General features: G+C 60.4%; 20 protein-coding genes. 13 read left to right on the top strand and 7 right to left on the bottom strand.

The features are described from left to right. Nucleotides 1–39: 39 nt before the first annotated feature. Nucleotides 40–2310: a thiamine pyrophosphate-dependent enzyme gene (locus tag B0E51_RS08155; RefSeq protein WP_077444405.1), complete on the top strand. Its 2271-nt coding sequence runs from the start codon at nucleotides 40–42 to the stop codon at nucleotides 2308–2310. Here the strand turns inward: B0E51_RS08155 and B0E51_RS08150 are convergent. The 4 genes from B0E51_RS08150 to ompR all read right to left on the bottom strand — a co-directional run bounded on the left by B0E51_RS08150 (nucleotide 2307) and on the right by ompR (nucleotide 7293). Next, on the bottom strand, nucleotides 2307–4061 hold the full coding sequence (locus B0E51_RS08150) for a diguanylate cyclase (RefSeq protein WP_077444404.1): 1755 nt from the start codon (nucleotides 4059–4061) through the stop codon (nucleotides 2307–2309). The genes B0E51_RS08155 and B0E51_RS08150 overlap by 4 nt on opposite strands. A 361-nt stretch (nucleotides 4062–4422) precedes the next feature. Then, nucleotides 4423–5271: an alpha/beta hydrolase gene (locus tag B0E51_RS08145; protein ID WP_143525847.1), complete on the bottom strand. Its 849-nt coding sequence runs from the start codon at nucleotides 5269–5271 to the stop codon at nucleotides 4423–4425. A gap of 16 nt (nucleotides 5272–5287) precedes the next feature. Beyond that, the gene (locus tag B0E51_RS08140) at nucleotides 5288–6580 is read right to left on the bottom strand and encodes a HAMP domain-containing histidine kinase (protein ID WP_077444402.1); all 1293 of its coding nucleotides are present in this window, start codon (nucleotides 6578–6580) and stop codon (nucleotides 5288–5290) included. Further along, a complete protein-coding gene (gene ompR / locus B0E51_RS08135; protein ID WP_077444401.1) occupies nucleotides 6577–7293 on the bottom strand; it encodes a two-component system response regulator OmpR in 717 nt (238 codons plus the stop codon). The genes B0E51_RS08140 and ompR overlap by 4 nt, the downstream gene beginning before the upstream one ends. Before the next feature lie 212 nt (nucleotides 7294–7505). Between ompR and B0E51_RS08130 the strand changes: the two genes are divergently transcribed. The 3 genes from B0E51_RS08130 (at nucleotide 7506) to B0E51_RS08120 (ending at nucleotide 9973) form a co-directional block, all read left to right on the top strand. Next, entirely contained in the window at nucleotides 7506–8153 is a 648-nt protein-coding gene (locus B0E51_RS08130) for a hypothetical protein (RefSeq protein WP_077444400.1), read from the top strand. Between the two features lie 24 nt (nucleotides 8154–8177). Continuing rightward, the gene (locus tag B0E51_RS08125; RefSeq protein WP_077444399.1) at nucleotides 8178–8993 is read left to right on the top strand and encodes a sterol desaturase family protein; all 816 of its coding nucleotides are present in this window, start codon (nucleotides 8178–8180) and stop codon (nucleotides 8991–8993) included. 104 nt (nucleotides 8994–9097) lie between these two features. Next, complete coding sequence (locus tag B0E51_RS08120) at nucleotides 9098–9973, top strand: alpha/beta hydrolase (protein WP_254424466.1); 876 nt, start codon at nucleotides 9098–9100, stop codon at nucleotides 9971–9973. Between the two features lie 66 nt (nucleotides 9974–10039). Here B0E51_RS08120 and B0E51_RS08115 read toward each other — a convergent pair whose 3' ends face one another. Further along, nucleotides 10040–12028, bottom strand: coding sequence for a S9 family peptidase (locus tag B0E51_RS08115; RefSeq protein WP_168172606.1), 1989 nt, complete (start codon nucleotides 12026–12028; stop codon nucleotides 10040–10042). A gap of 216 nt (nucleotides 12029–12244) precedes the next feature. Here B0E51_RS08115 and B0E51_RS19180 point away from each other — a divergent pair, with 216 nt between their 5' ends. Beyond that, a complete protein-coding gene (locus B0E51_RS19180; RefSeq protein ID WP_143525846.1) occupies nucleotides 12245–12448 on the top strand; it encodes a hypothetical protein in 204 nt (67 codons plus the stop codon). A gap of 490 nt (nucleotides 12449–12938) precedes the next feature. Then, nucleotides 12939–13373, top strand: coding sequence for a hypothetical protein (locus tag B0E51_RS19175; RefSeq protein ID WP_143525845.1), 435 nt, complete (start codon nucleotides 12939–12941; stop codon nucleotides 13371–13373). Between the two features lie 207 nt (nucleotides 13374–13580). Here B0E51_RS19175 and B0E51_RS19645 read toward each other — a convergent pair whose 3' ends face one another. Further along, nucleotides 13581–13925, bottom strand: coding sequence for a hypothetical protein (locus B0E51_RS19645; RefSeq protein ID WP_217333091.1), 345 nt, complete (start codon nucleotides 13923–13925; stop codon nucleotides 13581–13583). Between the two features lie 93 nt (nucleotides 13926–14018). Between B0E51_RS19645 and B0E51_RS08105 the strand changes: the two genes are divergently transcribed. After that, nucleotides 14019–14324: a hypothetical protein gene (locus tag B0E51_RS08105; protein ID WP_077444396.1), complete on the top strand. Its 306-nt coding sequence runs from the start codon at nucleotides 14019–14021 to the stop codon at nucleotides 14322–14324. A 254-nt stretch (nucleotides 14325–14578) separates the two neighbouring features. Here the strand turns inward: B0E51_RS08105 and B0E51_RS19170 are convergent, their stop codons facing one another. Continuing rightward, the gene (locus B0E51_RS19170) at nucleotides 14579–14824 is read right to left on the bottom strand and encodes a hypothetical protein (RefSeq protein ID WP_143525844.1); all 246 of its coding nucleotides are present in this window, start codon (nucleotides 14822–14824) and stop codon (nucleotides 14579–14581) included. An 836-nt stretch (nucleotides 14825–15660) separates the two neighbouring features. On the opposite strand from B0E51_RS19170, the gene B0E51_RS08095 reads away from it, so the two are divergent. From B0E51_RS08095 to B0E51_RS08055, 6 genes are all read left to right on the top strand, one after another. Then, entirely contained in the window at nucleotides 15661–16038 is a 378-nt protein-coding gene (locus tag B0E51_RS08095; RefSeq protein ID WP_143525843.1) for a hypothetical protein, read from the top strand. Between the two features lie 79 nt (nucleotides 16039–16117). Beyond that, nucleotides 16118–16408 carry a hypothetical protein gene (locus tag B0E51_RS08090; RefSeq protein ID WP_077444708.1) on the top strand — a complete coding sequence of 97 codons (291 nt, stop codon included), beginning with the start codon at nucleotides 16118–16120 and terminating at the stop codon, nucleotides 16406–16408. A 1515-nt stretch (nucleotides 16409–17923) separates the two neighbouring features. Continuing rightward, nucleotides 17924–18169, top strand: coding sequence for a hypothetical protein (locus B0E51_RS08080; protein WP_077444393.1), 246 nt, complete (start codon nucleotides 17924–17926; stop codon nucleotides 18167–18169). Between the two features lie 56 nt (nucleotides 18170–18225). Beyond that, complete coding sequence (locus B0E51_RS08075; protein WP_077444392.1) at nucleotides 18226–18570, top strand: hypothetical protein; 345 nt, start codon at nucleotides 18226–18228, stop codon at nucleotides 18568–18570. 54 nt (nucleotides 18571–18624) lie between these two features. After that, the gene (locus tag B0E51_RS08070) at nucleotides 18625–18879 is read left to right on the top strand and encodes a hypothetical protein (RefSeq protein ID WP_077444391.1); all 255 of its coding nucleotides are present in this window, start codon (nucleotides 18625–18627) and stop codon (nucleotides 18877–18879) included. A gap of 1662 nt (nucleotides 18880–20541) precedes the next feature. Next, nucleotides 20542–20856 carry a hypothetical protein gene (locus B0E51_RS08055; protein WP_077444388.1) on the top strand — a complete coding sequence of 105 codons (315 nt, stop codon included), beginning with the start codon at nucleotides 20542–20544 and terminating at the stop codon, nucleotides 20854–20856. Nucleotides 20857–21494: the final 638 nt, after the last annotated feature.

Genomic DNA, 21494 nt, shown 5'->3' with positions numbered 1-21494 from the left:
GGCTCCGATCGCGCCTTCACCTGATCAGGAAGTGTTTCGATGACCGCCATTCCGTTTGCTATTTCGGCTCGTCACAAGGGCTTCAACCGCGCCGAGATCGTCGATCAGAACTTCATCGAGTTCGTGCAGTTGTGGCAGGGCGAGGTGCATGCCGCGCCACGCGACGACCAGCCGGTGTTGCCAGGCAGCGTGCTGGACGCGCGTGGTTTTCGCGAGCTGCTTGAGTCGCAGTTGATCTCGCGCCACCTCGATCTGATGGCACGCGTGCTGCGTGTGCAGAACAAGGTGTTCTACACGATCGGTTCCAGCGGTCACGAAGGCAACGCGATGGTGGCGCGGCTGACGCGGCACACCGATCCGGCCTTTCTGCACTACCGCAGTGGCGGCTTCATGGCCGAGCGTTTCCGCAAGCTGCCGGGCATGGATCCGGTGATGGATTCGACGCTGAGTTTTGCCGCCAGCAAGGATGATCCCGCCTCCGGTGGTCGTCACAAGGTATGGGGTTCCAAACCATTGTGGGTGTTGCCGCAGACTTCGACGATCGCCTCGCACCTGCCCAAGGCGTTTGGTACGGCGGTGGCGATCGAGCAGGCGCGGCGCATTGGCCACAGCTTGCCGATCCCGGACGATTCCATCGCGATCTGCTCGTTCGGCGATGCCTCCAGCAACCATGCCACGGCGCAGACTGCGTTCAATGCGGCCGCGTGGACGGCATACCAGAAGTTGCCGGCTCCAGTGCTGTTCGTGTGCGAGGACAATGGCATCGGCATTTCGGTGAAGACACCGACCGGCTGGGTTGCCAGCAATTTCCAGCAGCGTTCCAATCTCGATTATTTCTACGCCGATGGTCTGGATCTGGCCGAAGGCTATGCCCAGGTGCAGCGTGCGGTGGAGCATTGCCGCACGACGCGCCGACCGACCTTCCTGCATCTGCGGACCACCCGCGTGATGGGCCATGCCGGCACCGATTTCGAGATCGAGTGGCGCAGCATCGAGGAACTGTTCGCGGTGGAGACGAGCGATCCACTCTTGCGCTCGGCGGAGATCGCGCTGGAATCCGGTTTGTACTCGAAGGAAGAACTCCTTGAGCTGTACGAGGCCACCCGCAAGCGCTGTTTCGCTGGGGCAGAAGAGGCCGATCGCAGGCCCAAGCTTGAGCGCCTCGACGACGTGATGACCCCGCTGGCGCCATACACACCAGCTAAGGTGAAGGCCGAGGCCGAGCGTGCCGACTACGCCGAGCGCCGGCTTGCCGCGTTCGGAGGCGAAGCGAAATTGCCGGAGAGTCAGCCGCCGCGCCATCTGGCGATCCAGATCGGCCAGGCGTTGCACGACGTGATGGCCAAGTATCCCGAGTCGCTGCTGTTCGGTGAGGACGTGGCGCAGAAGGGCGGCGTCTATACGGTGACCAAGGGGCTGCACAAGGCGTTCAAGAACACACGCGTGTTCAACACCCTGCTGGACGAGACAATCATTCTTGGCCTCGCCCAGGGCTACGCCAACATGGGCATGCTGCCGATTCCGGAGATCCAGTACCTGGCGTATTTCCACAACGCCGGCGACCAGATTCGCGGTGAAGCCTCGTCGCTGCAATTCTTCTCCAACGACCAGTACCGCAATCCGCTGGTGATGCGCATTGCGTCGCTTGGCTACCAGCGTGGCTTCGGTGGCCATTTCCACAACGACAATTCGATCACGGCGCTGCGCGATATCCCGGGCCTGGTGGTTGGTTGCGCCAGCCGCGGCGACGACGCGGCGACCATGCTGCGCACGATGATGGCGCTGGCCAAGGTGGATGGTCGTGTGTGCGCCTTCCTCGAACCGATTGCGCTGTACATGACCAAGGATCTGTACGAAGCCGGCGATGGACAGTGGCAGTTCGCCTATCCGGCGCCCGGTGAGGCGATGACCTTGGGCGAGGGCCGCGTCTACAACGACGATGCCAACGATCTGGTGATCTTCACGTTCGGCAACGGTGTGCCGATGGCGCTGCGTGCCGCGCGCACGATCGAGTCCGGGCAGGGCTGGAAGGTGCGTGTGGTCGACTTGCGCTGGCTGGCGCCGCTCAATGACGTGTTCATCGCGGCACAGGCGAAGAGCGCCAGGCGCATCATCGTGCTGGACGAGGGCCGCAAGAGCGCCGGTGTGGGCGAGGGCGTGATCACCGCCATCGTCGAAGGCGGCTGCGGCAGCACGCCACTGGAGCGCGTGGTGGGCGCGGATACCTTCACGCCGCTGGCCGGCGCCGCCTTCCTGGTATTGCCGGGCGAGGCTGACGTGGTGACGGCAGCGAGGAAACTGGCTGGCTAGCGCTCGCGCTCGCGCGTTTCGACCACGCGCAGGAGACGGCCGGGTGGCATCTTCAGCGGCACGCTTTCGGCATACAGACAGACCCGGTTGCGGCCATTGAGCTTGGCGTCGTACATGGCATGGTCGGCGTGTTCGACCAGCGACGCCACGTCGTCGCCGTCCTGCCGCATGGCGATACCGATGCTGATGCTGAGCAGCTGCGCGTCGCCGTTCACTGGGATCTCCAGCCGGTGTACGCGGCGGCATAGTCGGGTAGCCACTTGCATGGCATGTTGTGCAGAGGCGCCGTCGAGCAGGGCGATGAATTCCTCGCCGCCGTAGCGTCCGAGCAGATCGCTCGGGCGCAATTCAGCCATCAGCGACTTGGCCACGGCGATCAGGGCGCGATCGCCGGTGTGGTGTCCCTGGTAATCGTTCAGCAGCTTGAAGTGGTCAAGATCGAGAAACAGCACGGCGATCGGCCGCGGCGCGCCGCTTGCCAGCAATACGCTGGCGCGCTCGCTCCAGGCGCGGCGATTGAGCACGTTGGTGAGCGCGTCGTGGTCGGCCAGCACACGCACGATGTCGCGGTCGTGACGCAACCGCAAGGCACGGTCGGCGAGGCCCAGTGACAGGATCACCGCCTCGAACGCGCCGCCGGCGAGGCTGGCGTCATTGAGCCAGTCGAGCTCGGGCAGGGCACCGTTGACCTGCGCGCTGGTCATTGCGGTGAGCAGCAGCAGCGGCGTCCAGCCAGCGAGGAAGAACCACGCCTGACGCGAGCCGCGTGCAGCCGCGGCGACAGCAGCCGTCAGCAGCAGCACAGCCCCGATCATCAGCAAGGGATTCAGCAGGACCTGCGCTACTTCGACCAGCAGCGGAATCTGGCTGCAGCGCATCAGCACCAGCTGGAACATGCCGATCGAGAGCGCCACGATCGGCACCCGCAGCAAGGGGGCATAACGCTGCAGTTCGCAGAACCGCATCATGAACAAGGCGGCGAACGATACCGACAGGGCGACCGCCGCCGAACCGGCCGTCACTATCATGCCGGACAGCCATTGCCATTCCAGCGGGTGGAATACGAAGCCGGTCTGGATACCCTGGATCACCGCATAGCAGACGACATAGCCGGCGTACCAGGCATAGGTGATGTCGCGCAGCATCATGGCAAAGCATGCGGCCATCAGTACCATGGCCAGCATCACGGCAAAGCAGGCGCTGGCGAATACCAGCCATTGCGCATCCTGCTGCAGGTACTCGCTCCACGGCAACAGGTGGAAACGCACGGGTGCGCTCAGTGTTTCCGTTGGTTGGAACTTCAGCAGGATCGGCTGCGATGCCGCCTGGTCGGTGGGTACGCGCCAGGCCAGCCGGCCATGTCCATGCATGGGTGCACTGAAATCATCGAGCGCCAGCAGCTGCACCTGTGTCTGGTCCCGGTTGTATACCGCGACCGCGCCCAGTGTGGGCGGATAGATCGTCAGTACACGTTCGCTGTTATCCCACGGTGGTTGCGGTGCGATGACCACCCAGCTGCCTTGCGCGCCGTGCGGGAACCGTTCCAGCAGGGATGGATTGAAGCTTTGCAGCAGTCCGCTGCGGTATTCCTGCAGCACCACCTGTGGCGTATCGCCGGTGCGCACTTCGCGCCAGGCACCATTCAAGGGGGCAGAGGCATGGGCGAGCCCAACCCACAGCAGGCCAAGCACAATACCGAACCACGGCCGCCAACGGCAGCCTGATCGCAGTATTGTGAACAGCCTCTCCATTTGCCTTCCTCTGCTCTGACAAAATCCTGCGGAAGTGCGGGTGCACAATTCATGTTGTCATGTTGCAGGCATCCATGCAGTCATGACGGGCAAGCCTGTTCCAGGCCAGATCGCTCGCTTTGTGGATCATCCGTCGGCCCATAACCATTATGGATCGAACCGGTTCCGCTGCGACATCGCCACTCCATCGTAATCTCAAGCATTGGTCATGCCAGTGCCAGTCGGCCTCCCGGCAGCCAAGGTTGCTCCTGCATAGGTGACATCGGGGGTATGCCGACGACAGGACAGCGGTTTGGCCTATCAGGCTCAGGTTGGACGCCCGGCGTCATCGGCGACCGTCCTGGTCGCTCGCCACACATGATCATTTATGCGTGAGACTCACGCCGGCGAGGTTGGGAAGTTCTCCGCAATGGCCAGCCCGCAGCCCATCCAGCCAGGTCGTGGTCAGCGCAATGGTGGCTGTCCGGGTTTTGCCGGCGACGCCGGCCCCGGCGAAGTTCATGTGCGTGCTGCCGTCGATCACCGCAAGCCAGCTGCACCGGGCGCTGAGCGCATCGAACGCCTGCATGCGCCAGTGGTAATCGCCATCCATCCCGCTGTCGCGGGTGCCGGTGATCATCAGCATCGGTAGCTGGATGTTGCGTTCCGCAGCGACCGGGAAGACTTCGTCCGGGCCGGCCGGCGACAGCGCCACGTAGGCGTCGAAGCCGCCTTCGCCGTGTACACCGAGCTTGTTCAGCGCGCCGGCCTCGATCTGCACCGTGCGCGCACCCATCGAGTGGCCGAGCAGCGCCTTGAATGGCGCACGGCAACGCTGCTGCGACCACTGCAGGGCGGCGTCGATATCCATCAGGCGGGCACGATAATCGGTTGGGGTCGATACCATCGTGGCCACGCCCCGGCGGATGCCACCGCTCTGGCGGACATCGGCGCGCAGCGATGCCATGCCGCTCTCGCGATGGCCCATCACGATCGTGCGCCAGCCATCCCGGCTCATCGCTTCGCCGAGATAGCGCATGCCTTTCTCGTCACCACCGGCACCGGGCGAAATCAGCAGCAGCGGCGGGCATGTCGCACTGGTTGCGTCGTAGACCATCAGCGGTGTCAGTGCGCCATCGGCGCGCGGTACGGATACGGTCTGCTGGGCATACAGGCTACCGGTCAGGATGAACAAGGCGAGGCAGGCAGACAGGCGCGGCAGGATCGACATGCAAGGTGATCTCAGGTCAGATGATTGTGGGTGCAACCGGAATCCGGATCGTGGCAACCAGGCCGCCATAGCTGCCGTTGCCGAGTTCGAGCGTGCCGCCGTGCAACTCGGCGGCACGCATCACGATGCTCAGGCCGAGTCCGCTGCCGGAGCTGCTGCGGGCCTGATCGCCACGCAGGAATGGCTGGCCGAGTCGATCGAGCAAGGTCGGCGGTACACCGGAACCGTGATCGGTCACGCGCACGAACAATGCATCGCCATCGCAGCCGAGCGACACCTTGAACGGCGCGGCGCCATGACGTTCGGCGTTGTCCATGAGATTGCCGATGGCACGGCGCAGCAGGGTGGGCCGCACCCTGGCCGGCAGCAGTGCAGGACCATCCAGTTGCCATGCGTCGGGTTGTTCGCGCAAGGCCAGCAACTGGCCGACCAGGGTGATGATGTCGACTTCGCGCAATGCCTCGTCGCGGCCATCGCGCACGAAGGCGAGACATTGCTCGAGTGCGCTGTCGAGTTCCTGCAAGTCGCCCACCATCGCCTCGCGTCGCTGTGGATCATCGGCATCGCCCAGTTCCAGCGCGAGGCGAAGACGTGCCAGCGGGGTGCGCAGGTCGTGCGAGATGCCGGCCAGCATCAGCTCGCGCTCGCGTGCCACGTCGCGCAGACGTGCGCCAGCCGCGCCGATTGCCTGAGCCAATTGGCGCACTTCGCGCGGACTGCCGTGCAATTGCTGGATCATCGGGTCACCGGCCAGCAAGGCCGTGGCATGCGCCGAGAGCCGCTCCAGCGGGCGCGTCAGCAGGCGCGCGGCGACACCGGCAATCGCCAGTGCAATAAGGCCGGCCAGCAGCGTCACCACCAGGGTCGAGTCGATGAGCTGCTGCCGGTAGCTGACGGCATGCAGCACGATCCAGCGCCGCGGATCGTGTTCGCTGCGCACCCAGATCTGCGACGACTGCAGCGACTGGGTGACCACGACCCGCGAGGGATCGCCGAGCAGGTCGCCGGCGGTACGGCCGATTTCACGGATCACTGATGCGACCCGTACCGTGGGCGGTGGTGGTGCGGCGGTCGAGAAAGCCACGCCGGTCTGTTTCAGTGCACCGAGCGTGCGCATCGAGGCGGTGTCAGATCGGGTGGCCAACTCGTCGGCGGCCAGCGCAGTCGATACAACGAGCCGGCCATAGGTTTCGCCGGCGGCCTTCAGACCGCCACGAGTCGACAGCAAGCCGGCGAGCGTGAGCGCCAGCAGCAAGGCCAGTGCAACCAGCGCCAGCACCAGCGAGAAGGTGGTCGGCGCACGTTTCATGGGCGATCACCATCCGGCACGAACACGTAGCCTTCGCCCCATACCGTCTGCAGCCAGCGCGGCTGCCGCGGCTCGTCCTCCAGGCAGCGACGCAGGCGCGAGACCATCACGTCGATGCTGCGATCGAAGGCCTCGTGATCGCGACCGCGCGCCAGCGCGATCAGCCGCTCGCGGCTGAGTGTTTCGAACGGGTGCGTCACGAGGGCCGCGAGCACCGCGAATTCGCCGCTGGTCAACTTGATCGGCGTGCCTTCATCGAGCAATTGGCGGGTGGCTGGTTCGAAGCTGAAACGGCCGAACTGCACCGGCCCCTGTTCGGCCTGTGGCGCACCGGCCCGTGCGCGTGGCCGGCGTCGCATCACTGCACGGATGCGCGCGACCAGCTCGCGCGGATTGCATGGCTTGGCCAGATAGTCGTCGGCACCGATTTCCAGGCCAACGATGCGATCCACTTCATCGCCCTTGGCGGTGAGCATGATGATCGGCGTCTCGATGCCCTCGGCGCGCAGACTGCGGCACAACTCCAGGCCATCGGCGTCCGGCAGCATCAGGTCGAGCACGATCAGGTCGACGTGATGTGCGGACAGCTCGCGTCGCATCGCGGCGGCGTGTGCGGCACCTCGCACATGGAAGCCCTGCTGGGCGAGGTAGCGTTCCAGCAGGTCGCGCAGGCGCAGGTCGTCGTCGACGACAAGGATGTGGGTCGATTCCATGGCGGCGACTATGTCGTGTGTCCGGGGTGCCAGCAAGCCCGTCAGTTCGCCATTTGCAAGCAAATGTTTCTGGCGGCGGATCCGGCAACACCTGCTCACATCCGGGCGTTTCCGGAAACACCTTGCCGACGGCCTTCGGGGAAAGTGGCCCCACGCCACCGAATCATTCCGGTGGGCGGTTCCTTCCACTTCACTCGTGCAGGAGATTTGCCATGACCATGTCTTCCCATGCCCGTCTTGCTTCACTGGCCATCGTCGGCGCCATCGCGTTCGGCGTGGCCCATCCGGCCCAGGCACGCGTCCACGGTTCCCGCATCCAGGCCAACGGCCAGCAGATCGGCCACATTGGCGGCACGGTCGCCAATGGCCAGGGTGGCCTGACCCACTTCCGTGGCACCCGTGCATCCGGTCCGAACGGTACGGCGGCCCACGGTGCCTATACCTCGGTGAATCCGGATGGCAGCGCAAGCCATCAGGGTGGTAGCCAGGTCACTGGTGCGAACGGCGGCAGTTTCAACGGTCACAACAGCTATACGCGCAACACCGACGGCTCGGCCCAGGGCAGCTACCAGCAGTCGGGTACCGGCGCCTCCGGCGGCAGCTACAACAGCAGCGGCAACTACGCGCGCAATGCCAGCGGCAGCTGGAATGCCAGCAGCCAGACCACGGCCAGCGGTGCGCGCGGCAGCTATGGCGGCAGCACCACGGCCTCGAACGGCACCGCCACTCACGACAGCACCATCACCCATGCCAGCGGCGACACCTATACCGGGTCGACCAGCTACACCAAGGGCCACGGTGTGACGCATACGGGAAGCTGCACCGATCCCAGCGGCAATGTGATTGCCTGTGGTCATTGATGACGTGCTCAACGGAGTCCGCTGATGGAACGTCTTGGTCGCTCGCCCATTTTCCTGCTGGTGATGCTGATCTGCGTGCTGCTCGAATGGATGTGGCGCCGGCGCATCGCCAGGGTCGACTATGACGGTCGCGGCGCGTTGGCGTCGTTGGCTGTGGGCATCGGCAATGTTCTTGCTGGCGTATTGAGTGGTTTGGCATTGGCCAGCCTGTTTGCCCTGATCAGTCGACTGGCGCCGGTGCATTGGTCGGCAGGCGACTGGCGTGTGTGGCTGGTCTGCTTCGTCGCGGTGGAGTTTGCCTACTACGGGTACCACCGCTGCAGCCACACGATCCGCTGGATGTGGGCGAATCACGCGGTGCATCACACGCCGGAACAGATGACGCTGTTGTCGGCGGTGCGGCTGGGTTGGACTCACTTGTTGTCGTTCGGCTGGGTGTTTTACGTGCCGTTGGTGCTGGCCGGCTTCGATCCGCGGATGGTGTTCGCCCTGCTGGCGTTCGACCTGCATTACCAGTTCTTCCTGCATACCGAGGCGGTGGGGAAACTGGGCGTGCTGGAGTGGGTGCTGAACACCCCGGCGCACCATCGTGTGCATCATGCGTCCAATGCCGAATACCTGGATTGCAACTACGGCGGCGTGCTGATCGTGTTCGACCGCTTGTTCGGCACGTTGCGCGAGGAGCGTGCCGAACAGCCGATCCGCTACGGTCTGGCGCATCCGCTGGATTCGCAACGGCCGCTGGTGATTGCCTTTGGCGAGTGGCGACGTCTGATCGCCGATCTGTTCACTGCACCGGATCTGCGTGCAGCATGTCGTATCGCACTGGGGAGGCCGTGATGTTCCGATGGCAGATGATGGCGTGCGGCGTACTCGCCGTGATCGCTCTGACACCTGTTCTGGGTGTGCAGCCTGCTTGCGCAGGCGCATTCCGGGATGCCTTGATGCAACGGCGTGCCGCCGCCATGGCACAGAGTTCGGCGGTGCTGCCGCCAGGTATCCGCGTAGTGCGCGATGTGACCTACGGCAGCGATCCGAAGCAGCGCTTCGATGTCTATGCACCGATGCAGGCGGATCATGCGCCGGTGATCTTCATGGTGCACGGCGGCGCCTGGGCGATAGGCGACAAGGCGGCAAAGAATGTCATCGAGAACAAGGTGGCGCGCTGGGTACCGCGCGGCTTCATTCTCGTCTCGGTCAATTACCGGCTGTTGCCCGATGCCGTACCGCGGCAGCAGGCACAGGACGTGGCGCAGGCGCTGGTGCAGGCGCAGCGGCAGGCGATGGAGTGGGGCGGTGATCGCGAGAAGTTCATCCTGATGGGGCATTCCGCCGGTGCGCATCTGGTCGACCTGCTGGCGGCGCAGCCTTCGATCGCACTGCAGCGAGGTGCCACACTCTGGCTTGGCACAGTGTCTCTGGACAGCGCTTCGCTGAATGTGGTGCAGACCATGCAGTCGCGTCATCCGCGTCTGTACGATCGCGCCTTCGGCAGCGATCCGGCGGTGTGGCAAGCCGTCTCGCCCTTGCAGCAGTTGCATGCGCCCGGCGCGCCGTTTCTGGCCGTGTGCTCCAGCCGGCGTGCCGACTCCTGTCCACAGGCGCACCATTTCGTCGACAAGGCGACCCGGCTTGGCACACGCGCACAGGTGCTCGAACAGGATCTGAGCCACGAAGAGATCAACCAGCAGCTTGGCACTCCCTCAAGCTACACGGCACAGGTCGAGGCATTCATGCGCAATCTCGATCCGGCCGTGGCGCACCTGCTCGATGATCAGGCACGGCAGCTGTCGGCATTGCCGGTGGTGATCAGTCGCTGAGTTTCTGCCTGCGGGCAGCTCCGGGGCGATGGCTCCCCGGAACTGTGAGCCAGGGATGGCCCGCGACTATTTCAGATGCCGCGTCATCCAGCCCACCCAGCGGCGGTACACGTCGGTGGTGCGCACGATGTCCTTGGGAAAATGCGTGTCGACCGGGTAGGCGTAGAACTCCACCTGCACCCCGTTGTCGCGCAGCGCGTGGTACCACTCGTAGCTGTTCAGCAGTGGCACGTTGGGGTCGCCCACGTCGCCCATGATCAGGGTCGGCGCGGTGACGTTGTGTGCATAGGAGATCGGCGACTGCTCGCGCCAGATGTCCTTGTACTTCGCCATCCAAGGTGAGCCGCCGAAGAAATAGGTATCGCCGGTCTGGTAGTACGACACGGTGTAATCCATCACCCAGTCGGTCAGCGCAGCGCCGGACACGGCAGCTTTCCAGATCGGGTAATGGCCGGTCAGCCAGGTTGTCATGTAGCCGCCGTAAGACCAGCCGGTGACGCCGATGCGCTGCGCGTCGACGATGCCGAGCTTCTGCACCGCAGCCACGCCGGCCATCACGTCATTGCCGGGGCCCACACCGGTGTCGCGGAAGATCGCGTGCTGGTAGGCATCGCCGAGGTTGGTGCTGCCGCGGTAGTTCGGCTGGAACACCACGAAGCCCTGTGCGGCCAGCAGTTGCGGCAATGGCGAGAATCTCACCGTGGATGCCGCCTCCGGACCACCGTGGATGACTAGCACCAGTGGATACGACTGCCCCCGCTGGTAGCCCACTGGATAAGTCAGTGCACCATCCTCGTGGAAACCGTCCGGCCCTTGCCACTCGACCGATTCGGTGCGGCCCAGCGAGAGGCTGTCGACATAGGTATTGAGGTTGGTAAGCCGCCGCGGTTTGGCACTCACCGAATCCATCACGTACAGCTCGCCCGGATGTGTCGTGGTGCTGCCGATGAAGGCCAGTACGCCGGTCTTCGAGACACTCACGTCCGCACCGGCTTCCACGTCGCCGAGGTCGAGCTTCTTCGCTGCTCCCGACAGCGGTTGTTCCCACAGCACGGAGTGGGTGCCGTCCTCGGCGGCCAGCAGCAGCGACTTGCCGTGCGGCAGCCAGGCGTAGCCGTTGAGGTTGCGAGCCAGTGCCTGGGTGACGTCACGGGTATTGCTGCCCGCCGTCACGTAGACCGCGTTGCCATTGTTCTGGTCGCCGTTGCGCGGGCGCACGAAAGCGATGGTGTCGCTGTCCGGCGCATAGATGACATCGGCTGATCCTTCGTCCGGCACCAAGGTGCGCGGTTCGCCGCCGCTGGCATCCACGCTGGCGATCACCGAGTGGAACGACGGCCCCCAGTACGGGCCAGGAAAGCGGACGAACGCAATGCTGCGACCATCGCGGCTCCATGCCGGCACCGGCGTATCGTCCTGCTGATCGGTCTGCAGGCTGTAACTGCCCTGGGTGAGCCGCTTTGCCGTGCCGCCTGCGCTGGGCACCACCCACAGATGCCACGGGGTGAGTGCCTCACGGGTGAGAAAGTGGTTGTCGGTAACCTGGAACGCATCGTCGTGTTCCTTGATGGCTTTCGCATTGGCCGGTTCGTCTTCGCTGACGAACGCGATCTGCTTGCCGTCCGGGCTCCAGCTGAACGAGTCCACGCCGCGCTTGATCTCGGTGATGCGCTGCGCGTCGCCGCCGTCCATCGGCATCACAAAGAGCTGTCCCTGCTTGGTCTCTGCATCGTCGGCGACGAAGGCCAGTCGGGTGCCGTCGGGCGACCAGTGTGGCGACGAGATGCCTTCGCGTTTCCAGGTCAGCGTGCGCCGCGCGCCGCTGGCGGTGTCCACCAGATCGATTTCCTGCTTGCTCTTGTCCGCTTTCCAGTCCGGTGTCGAAATGACGACCACGATGCGCTTGCCGTCCGGCGAAATCTGCGGCTCGCCCAGGTTCACGATCTTCTGCAGGTCGCTCAGCTGGAATGCCGACGCAGTTGTGGCGGCATGGCTCGACAGTGGCACGGCAAGAGCGAAACAGAGCGCAAACGCGAAATACCCGGTGGACTTCATGAAAACTCTCCTGACCCAAACATACGACCCGCCTGTCGACGTGTCGTCCACGTCATCAGGCAGCACAAAGGTTGATATCCAAAGACAGATTCCCGGCGCAGAGATTGGCACGTTCCCAGGCCCTTGGAAAAGTGCGTGCAGGCGCATGTGCTTGAATCAGCCGGTTCGGCGTTGGAGTAGGATCCCGCCATCCGGGCCAGCGCCGCCGAGGTTGCCTTGAGCGTATCGACACTACTTTGGGGTGTGCTGTTCGGCGCGATCGGACTCGGCTTCTTCGTGTACGGCAAGAAACAGCGGGCGATCGTTCCGCTGGTATGCGGACTGGCGCTCATGGTGTTTCCCTATTTCGTGTCCGGCCCCTTCCTGCTGATTGCCATTGGCGTTGCGCTGATGGCGATACCCTATTTCGTCAGGGTGTGAGGCACGCAGACAACAAAAAGCCCTGGTCATGCCGAGGGCTCATTGTTCCGTGGGCGGATGTCTATCCAACAATCACCCGGAAGCCCTGCGGTGCAACGGTTTCGGAAAACGTGGAATCGGAGTTCTCCCCAAAGTTATCCCTTCCGGGGCACGACGCTTCGGACGCGTTTACGTTTTGCCAAAGTCGTTCGCGCACGCGCGCGCGTTTGGGGCTGAAATAACTCGCTGGCGGTCTGCCCGCAACGCGTTGCGTCCGCAGGTTCGCAGTTACCCGACGGGTCTAGGCCGCATAAACTGTCTCGATGTGCTTCAGCCGCAACAGACGCCACACCTGATCCAGCAACCACGGCGTTTTCGCCTCCGTTACACCTTCACTTTCGCATGCGTAACTCATACACCCTTAAAAGTGTCGGATAACACCGGCATCCTGCAGCCACAGCGACGATGGCACTCCCGCGCAAGTGCATGAATTGATGCAGGAGTTCGCCGCTTGAACGGTCAGGAACGGCACTGCATACTCGGCGCAACACCTCACTTTTGGGGTCTACTAAGCGTTAGGCCAAAATTTGGGGGTACTGTGAAAAGTTATATCTTTGGCGTTCTTTTGATGTTGACGGCAGCCTCATGTAAAGCGAATGGGATCGATTTCAGTTCGGTAAGTTGCGGCACATTTGAAGCCAAAGTTTCAAAAACGGCTTACTCCGACACCCCGCAAGTTCAAGGAATGATGATCTGGCTCATGGGCTATTCTGCGGGGAAAAATGGGATCAGCACTCTTGAGTCTAGTGATGCGAAGCCCTTCTTCGATGAACTTCGAACACAATGCACAACTAACCAATCGCAGCTTCTACTCCCACTTGTTGAGCGCTTGGGTAAAACCATGTTGCATACCACTCCGCAGCCAGTGCCTAGCGGCGGCGCCTAACCACTCGTTCAAGGCGGACGGCTTCGCCGCCGCTTAACTCCAGCGTTAGGCATCAGATGAGCACTCGGGCAAAGTCGTCACCCTACCGCTGGAGGACTGCTTTACGGCGGTATCTTCCTTGGTTCCTGATTGACCTTGGCGTCGCCGGCAAAGGACTCGACTGCGAGGCGGTCGGCGGCATGCATTGTTGGTATAACTTAGATGGCGTCAGCAGCGGTTGCTATCACTGCAAGGTTGTTCGTGCAGGGCATCTTTGGGAGGCCGCTGATGCCTAACATTTCGTTCAAGGCGGACGGCTTCGCCGCCGCTTAACTCCAGCGTTAGGCCGCAGGGAGCCTGATGAGCACAGCAACTTTTGCGCGGATCTGCTACAGCGCCGGCATCCTTTCCCGGTTGTTGTACTTCATCGGGGTTCCGGCTACTTACATTTATTTCACCGTACACGACTGGCCCGTCGTAAGCGGCTGGGTTTGGCTGTGGATGGATGTCTACAATGGGTTTAGGGCTGTCTTTTGGCCGCTCTATTTCATCCTTAGTCTGTTCTTCTTTCATGGGCTGCTACCGGCCGATCGCGCGTAGCGGTCTAACATTTCGTTCAAGGCGGACGGCTACGCCGCCGCTTAACTCCAGCGTTAGGCGTTAAACATGCTCGAATCAATCGTCTCGGGTTTGATCGTTGCGGCCATAAGTGGTTTGGCGTTTCTTGGCTACAAGCATCCTGAGGGTTACAAGCAGATATCCAAGCCGCTCAAGTACGTTTGTTGGGCCGTCCTCATAGCCGCCAACGTTTACGCCATGGGTTTCACTGCTGGCAAGTACAGTGACGGTAAAGACATGTCCTTTTCGCTCGGCTGGGTCACTCTCGGGTTCATGGCCTTTTGGATTTTCCTAGGGTTCTTGGAGCTGCTCCCAATTATCCTCAAGAGCAACGGTTCCAAAACAGGTGAGTAGCTCGCCTAACATCTCGTTCAAGGCGGACGGCTTCGCCGCCGCTTAACTCCAGCGTTAGGCCTTTGCTTGTGCGGCAACCCGGCTAGGTTGGTTTCGTTCATCGGCGCGTTGTCGTGTAGTGTTTGGCTTCGGCAAGTTTGTGTGGTGTTTGCGGCAAGCCGTCAAGTTTCAAAGCGTGGGGTTTGTGGCTCGTTGGTGTTGCACGGCGTCGTGTGGTTCGCCTTGGCACGCTCGGGCCGCAAATCCCTAACCAGTCATTCAAGCGGACGGCTCCGCCGCCGCTTAACTCCAGCGTTAGTCGGCAGAGCAGCATCCTTTTGTCGTTGTGTCGCGTGCGCAACTTCTGGCTCTGCATCGGCTGCGCGGGTCATGTTGTTTTCGGGCTGGCCTGCGTTGTCGTCTTTCGTGCGCTCGGTCGTCTGTCGCGTCTTGCGCGCGTTGGCGTATCTCACCTCTTCGTGCTTCACGCTGCGCGCGGTTCGTCGCAACGTGGCGCTCATCGTCAGCGGTTCGTTCTTCGCACGCAGGCCACAAGCTTCGCGCCATTGCCGGGCTTTCAAAGCAGCGCTATCGTGTAGGTCACCGACGGCGTAGCGTGCTGCCGTCTAACAGGTCATTCAAGGCGGACGGCTTCGCCGCCGCTTAATTCCAGCGTTAGCCAACATGTCCAGCCACCCCCACAAGTTTGAGAAAAAAGCTTGGCCGTTTAACGATCCGGAGAATGTTGCAGCTATTAGCTGCCGGCATGTTCTAGACGGTCATCCGATTCTTCGTGTGAGCCACGACGACGATGACGGTTGCTGGCAATTGCTGTGCGGTGATACATACTCATCCGCAGATGCAAGGGTCGTTTGTTTAGGTTGTATGTTGGAGCAGGATCCGTCACTCGCTGAACTCGCCGACCTCCCGTTGGGTTCGGGCGCCGACCGAGAATCGTTATTGCAACCGTGGGCCAGAGAGGTCAACTAGTGCGGCATGGCAATGCGCACGTTGGCTAACAACTCGTTCAAGGCGGACGGCTACGCCGCCGCTTAACTCCAGCGTTAGGTCTTTGCTTGTGCGGCAGTGCGGCTAGGTGGGTTTCGTTCGTCAGCGCGTTGTCGTGTAGTGTTTCGCTTCGGCGAGTCTGTTTGGTGTTTGCGGCAAGCCGTCAAGTTTCAAAGCGTGGGGTTTGTGGCTCGTTGCTGTTGCACGGCGCCGTGTGGTTCGCCTTGTCGCGCTCTGGCCGCAAATCCCTAACCAGTCATTCAAGCGGACGGCTTCGCCGCCGCTTAATTCCAGCGTTAGCCCTTACATGAACATGATGAGACTCGAAAACGTCGGATCCTTCTTTGAGATGGACGTCGCCATCAAGCAAGGTCAATCCGCACAAAATCACGGCGACGCTTTCGTCACCGTAAACCTCTCCTCGGGCGGTTTTGGAGGCCAGTGCGGTGCATGGGTTTCCGGGCCAGAATTCTCAGCTTTCCGAGCAGCGCTCGTTTCACTAGAGCGATCACTCAAGGGCGAAGCTATGTTGGAGTCAATTTCACCAGGCTCTCTCAAGTTTAAAATTTATCCGGCTAACAACCGCGGACATTTAGCAATCGAGGGCAGCACCGGGCATCACGTTTTCGAGGAACGCAAGAATTTTTGGCATTCTGTATCGTTTGGCTTCACCTTCGAACCACAGCAACTTACAAGAGCGATGTCCCTTCCCTGGATGAGTGAGTGAGGGGCTAACAACTCGTTCAAGGCGGACGCCTCCGGCGCCGCTTAACTCCAGCGTTAGCCGGCAAAGGAAGCCCATGGCCATGAGTCGACAGATCGTTTTAGCTCTGCTGGCAATTGGTTGTGCCGCTTGCGGCCACCGTGACCTTCGAGGTTCTGTTACGCCCTCACCAGATGGCCGCACCTATCTAGTTGTGGCCGACGGCAATGGTGGTCAATGTGGCCCGCTGACAGTCGATGGCAAGATTTGGCCTCACCCCATAGGTGCGCGTGGTCAAATAGAGCCCGGAGATCATGTCATCAAATGCGGCGGGGAAATTTCATTTTCCATTCCCGCGCAAAGCATCTTCAAGTTCGACTATTGGGGGCCGTAGCACGTCGGCTAACATTTCGTTCAAGGCGGACGGCTTCGCCGCCGCTTAACTCCAGCGTTAGGAGTCAGAAACAGGATGTTGGCTCTGGAAAGTCCATTTTGGTCCGAGCTTCGGCACGCCTACGGGGTCGCGTCAGATATCCCTGTGTTGTTGAGTCAACTCACTAGCTTCCCGAGCGAGACGTCCTACCAAGACGAGCCTTGGTTCACGTTGTGGAGTTCGCTCTGCCATCAAGGTGATATCTACTCTGCATCTTTCGCAGCAGTTCCTCACATTGTCGGAGCTCTAGGCGCTAACCCTTCGCGGGCATCTATGAGCTACTTCCTGTTGCCAGCAAGCATCGAGGTTGCGCGTGCATCAGGCAGCATTGTTGTTCCCTCATCGTTGGCAACTGCCTACTTTGCGGCACTTGCTCAACTGCCAATGCTTGCAGGAGCAGCCGCACACCCGGAGTGGAACGAGTCACTGTGTACTGCGGCTCTAGCTGCAACAGCGGCAGCCACTGGCAACCATCAAACTGCGCAGTTACTGTTGGAGACGGAGCAAAGCGATATCCCAGCAGTCATCAATTGGCTTCAGTCGCGCTGACTCCTAACATCTCGTTCAAGGCGGACGGCTTCGCCGCCGCTTAACTCCAGCGTTAGGCGGGCAGCATGAGCCACAGCATCGACCCAGTTGCTCAGTTCCGTACTCGCAGGCGCATCGGGCTTTGGTTTGGTGCTGCATTGCCGGGCCTTTTGTTTCTAGCCTCGCTCCTCAGCTTTCGGGTCGCACACTTTCCATGGTGGGTTGGAGTCGGTTGCTTGGTGGTTGCCATTGGCGTGTCCGTCCCTGCGACACGGCAATATCGTTGCACGGTCTGTGGCAAGTCTCCCGAGCCTGACTTACCCACGTTCTTTCCGGAGTCTTGTTGTCACTGCAATGTGCGGCTGCGCTAGCATGCCTAACATCTCGTTCAAGGCGGACGGCTACGCCGCCGCTTAACTCAAGCGTTAGGCACCTTGGGAAAATGTCGTGATACAACGAAAGAGTCGCCTAGGCTTCGCACATATACTCGTGGCTTTTTTTATAGCTGCGCTACTGGCATCACCTTTCTTTGTCGTTGCCTTCAACCACAAGCATGAGCTCATCCCCGTCCCACTTTGGAGCGAGGCTGGGGCTGTCAGCGTTTCCTTCCTCGTCGCGTTAGCATATGCGTGGCACCGTTGTTCAACAGCGCAATTTTCCTATTGGCGCGGCCTTCTTGTAGTTGCCGGGTCAATGTCGGGTGGCACTTTTGGCTTTTCCATGGTTTTCGCCTTTCCGGCACTTCTTTTTACGGTCATCGCGTCCATTTTCTTTTCGCTTATTGGCGACATCTGGAGACTCGCAGGAGTGCCGCCAGCGAAGTTTCAGGTTCTGGTTAGCCGCTTCTATAAGCATAGGTTTCACCAGTGAGTCGGTCGGTGCCTAACCATTCGTTCAAGGCGGACGCCTCCGGCGCCGCTTAACTCAAGCGTTAGGCATCGAGTAGCCATGCAGGAAGAAATTACCAATTGCGTTGTTGCCGTCGTCAAGTTCATTGCTTACTACATCATCTGGTCGTTCGTTCTGTTCAACCTTGGTCGCGTGTCGCTGCTACTTGTAACGCTTGGGCAGTATCCACGAGGCCTCGATGCTCAACGTCACGTCAACCAAATTTCGCTCGTCGGTACCCTTGTACTCGTCTTGGCTTGGTCGCTTGTTGCCGTTTACAACAACACACTCGGCGTTCATGCCTAACATCTCGTTCAAGGCGGACGGCTTCGCCGCCGCTTAACTCCAGCGTTAGGTGTCCAATGCAAGATGACTTTGGTCTTGAGAGTTGGCTCGTTGAGGTCGGTGGCGACATCATCGAAAAGAAGTCCTCTCAAGGCGTTGAGAGCCTTACGCCAATTCAGTTGGCCATCTACAACCTGTGGCTCATAGACTATGCAGTGCGAAATTCTGGTAGTTTCGGGCCTCTTGAGGACATGGAGTCCAACGCGATAGCAGCTCTACACGCCTTCAGCTCGGCCAATAACATGCCTGCTCTTTCTTCTTGGCTTTCACAAGCCAACGATGAGGAGGCTTTTTGCAAAAGTTACTACCATCACTTTCCGGGCGCGTGCCTTGAGCTCAAGCTGCACTGGGCGGGCACCTAACATCTCGTTCAAGGCGGACGGCTTCGCCGCCGCTTAACTCCAGCGTTAGACCGCATGAGCACAGACCTCAGTAAAGTGGACATCCTCCTTGCTCAGCTCATCGACAGCTGGTGCGAGCGGCGCGCACTCCGGCCGCTGGGGGCGATCTTGCGGTGTTACCCGAGGGTCAGCGGCCTCACCGACGAGTGGGCGCTTCTAGCCCAAAGCCTCAAGACTATCCGCTACCAGTTTGCAGGGGACCTCTCAGCCGATGAGTTGGACAGCGTTGTCGAGCTTCAACAACTTGCGGAGTCAGTGGGGTATCGGTGAGCATGCTGTCTAACTCATCATTCAAGCGGACGGCTTCGCCGCCGCTTAATTCAGGCGTTAGGCGGTTGCTCGTGTTGGTTCTTCGTGTCGTGTGTTTCGCCCAGCTTCGCGGTAACTTGCAATGCTCCGCTTCGGCAATATTTTCCCGTCGCGTTGCGGCAAGTCTTCAGCCTTCAGAGCTGGTAGTTTTGGGGTAGTCGGTTGCTCATGTTCTGCGCTCACTCTGGCTACAAGCCATCGCTCAAGCGCATCGCGTCGCACCCGTCTAACCTTTCGTTCAAGGCGGACGGCTTCGCCGCCGCTTAACTCTAGCGTTAGGTGCTTCTGTGTCCCATGCGTCGCGCACACTTGCATTAGCTGTGACTGCATCGACTCTTCTTAGCTGTCGTTCCGTGCCAGTCAATCAAGCGGCCCCCGATCTTCCTTGGAGCAAGGTTCAGTTGTCAGGTAAGCACTTATCTTTGCTATCACCGAACACGCCTGATCATTCCGTAGATCTGCGGTTTTCTGAAAAATACCTTGCACTCGATATTTGTGATCACGGCTACTGCACGGGGCCTTTGACCGTTTGGAAAATTGAAGGGAATCGACTCAAGATTGGGTACACTCCAGACGAGGGAGAGGCACTAGTCAGTGCGTCTGACTCAAGGCTTGTGCTACGCGACAAAGACGGCAAGATCTACATCTATGCAATTGTTCACCCGTAGCGCACCTAACATTTCGTTCAAGGCGGACGGCTTCGCCGCCGCTTAACTCCAGCGTTAGAGCCCAAGGAGTGATCGATGCTCAGGAAAACAATCGTTATCTTCCTGGCCCTAGCGGCTTCAATTGGCATTTCATGGCTTAGGATGCCCTCGAATCCCGTACCTGGCTTTTACCATTTCGGCCCCGAAACTGGGGCATTCATGCTCAAGGATATGTTGCTTCGGGTATCTGGGGACTTGCTCCCGGGTTTCATAATTGGTGCGTTTCTAACTTCACGCCAAATCTTGACTGGCACTCTTGTATCGGCCCTAGCAGTGGTTTTAGCGGTTTTTATAAATGACCCCAACGTTTGGAGCGAGCAACCGATCTCAGCGTTTTTGCTGTCCGTTATCATCCGGGCGGGTATCTATGGTTCGGCTGGATCAGCGCTGGGGCTTTTCGTGTTGGGCTCTAACAATTCGTTCAAGGCGGACGCCTCCGGCGCCGCTTAACTCCAGCGTTAGAGCCCAATGAACATTTTCGCTATATTCCTCGGAGCCGCCATTGGGTTGCTGGGTTGGTCGTTCCTCACCCACTTGTCCTACGCTATTCACGACGCCGCAAATAAGACCAATCTAGCTACCAAACTTAGCGATCCAAATGGCGCGATACTCACCAAACTCCTATGGTGGGTTGCGGTGGCGGCCCTTATCTGGCTAATGCTTTTCGGCGCAGTTTGCTGGTACTTCGCGCATTCAAATTCATCCAGCCCGCTTGTCGCATGGTTCTTTGGGGGCTTCGTGACCACACCAATTATTATTGCATTCACCACTACTAGAGGTTTGCGTCGGTTAAAGCAGCATCGTGCTAAGCGCGCGCAGCTCTAACCATTCGTTCAAGGCGGACGGCTTCGCCGCCGCTTAACTCCAGCGTTAGGCGTTGTTCGTGACTACTCTTCAATTCCCAACTAAGGAAGCAATGCGCGAACTCATTCGGCGCGAGCTTGAGGCTTGTGCATCCGGCGTTCGCGAGGCGTTCACTCCGCTCTTAACCGAACCTACGTCCAAGACCCTAGAGTGGGAGTATGGTCAACTGGAGCAATTCCCATCATGGGTTTTCGCAAACTTAGGTGAGCGCGACGTCTATGCGGCTTATTGCGTCGGCGGGCATGGGGCACTTGGTTCACCTTGGGGGTTAGTATTCGGTCACAACGAAAATTTCGGTATGGACTGTGGCTGGTATCCATCGTTGCAAGAGCTGCTCCTCGATTGGGGCTTCGGCAGCAACGTCTAACTACTCGTTCAAGGCGGACGGCTTCGCCGCCGCTTAACTCCAGCGTTAGGGGCTAGACCATGTGGGCAAACTTTGGTGGCATGCCAAAGCTTCTAAAGTTCCTCACTGCGCATGCAGCGTGTTGCCTCATCTTCTTCGTCATATCAGTCATCCCAATCGACTCTTACGCCATACAAGGTCGACACGTCACTTACGCTGAGTGGTGGAGCAGCGGCGCAGGCGTATTCGCATCCTTGATCGGCCTCGTTGGTCCTTTCGTGGCGTGGGCACTCGCGTCAAAGCGGCCATATGCACGCGCTGTGTATTTAGGGTTTCTAGCGCTTGCGTTTGTCGCGCCATGTCCGTTCTTCGGCATGCTTGTGTATGTTTTGCCGGGCTTACTTGTTGTGGGTGTCGGTGCGTTGTACATGTATAGGTGGCAGGGCGTGCAGGCTTACTTCGCCCCTAACAATTCCGTAAGAGACTTCCGATCAATACCGGGCGCTTGATGCTCTTGCCCTGAGCTTTCGGACCGATGCTGGTCATCATGTTGTCCTCTTCGCTGCGTCGTGCGTGTCAGTACTGTGCGGAGTTGCAACGTTGCCAGACTGCATTTCCGTAAACGGTCTTGTTGCACCGATGTTGCTGATGCGGACCAG

The sequence above is a fragment of the Rhodanobacter sp. C05 genome, from assembly GCF_002001165.1.
Classification (GTDB): domain Bacteria; phylum Pseudomonadota; class Gammaproteobacteria; order Xanthomonadales; family Rhodanobacteraceae; genus Rhodanobacter.
The sequence above is the reverse complement of the archived record's forward strand: the minus strand, read 5'-3'. Positions and strand labels throughout refer to the sequence as shown.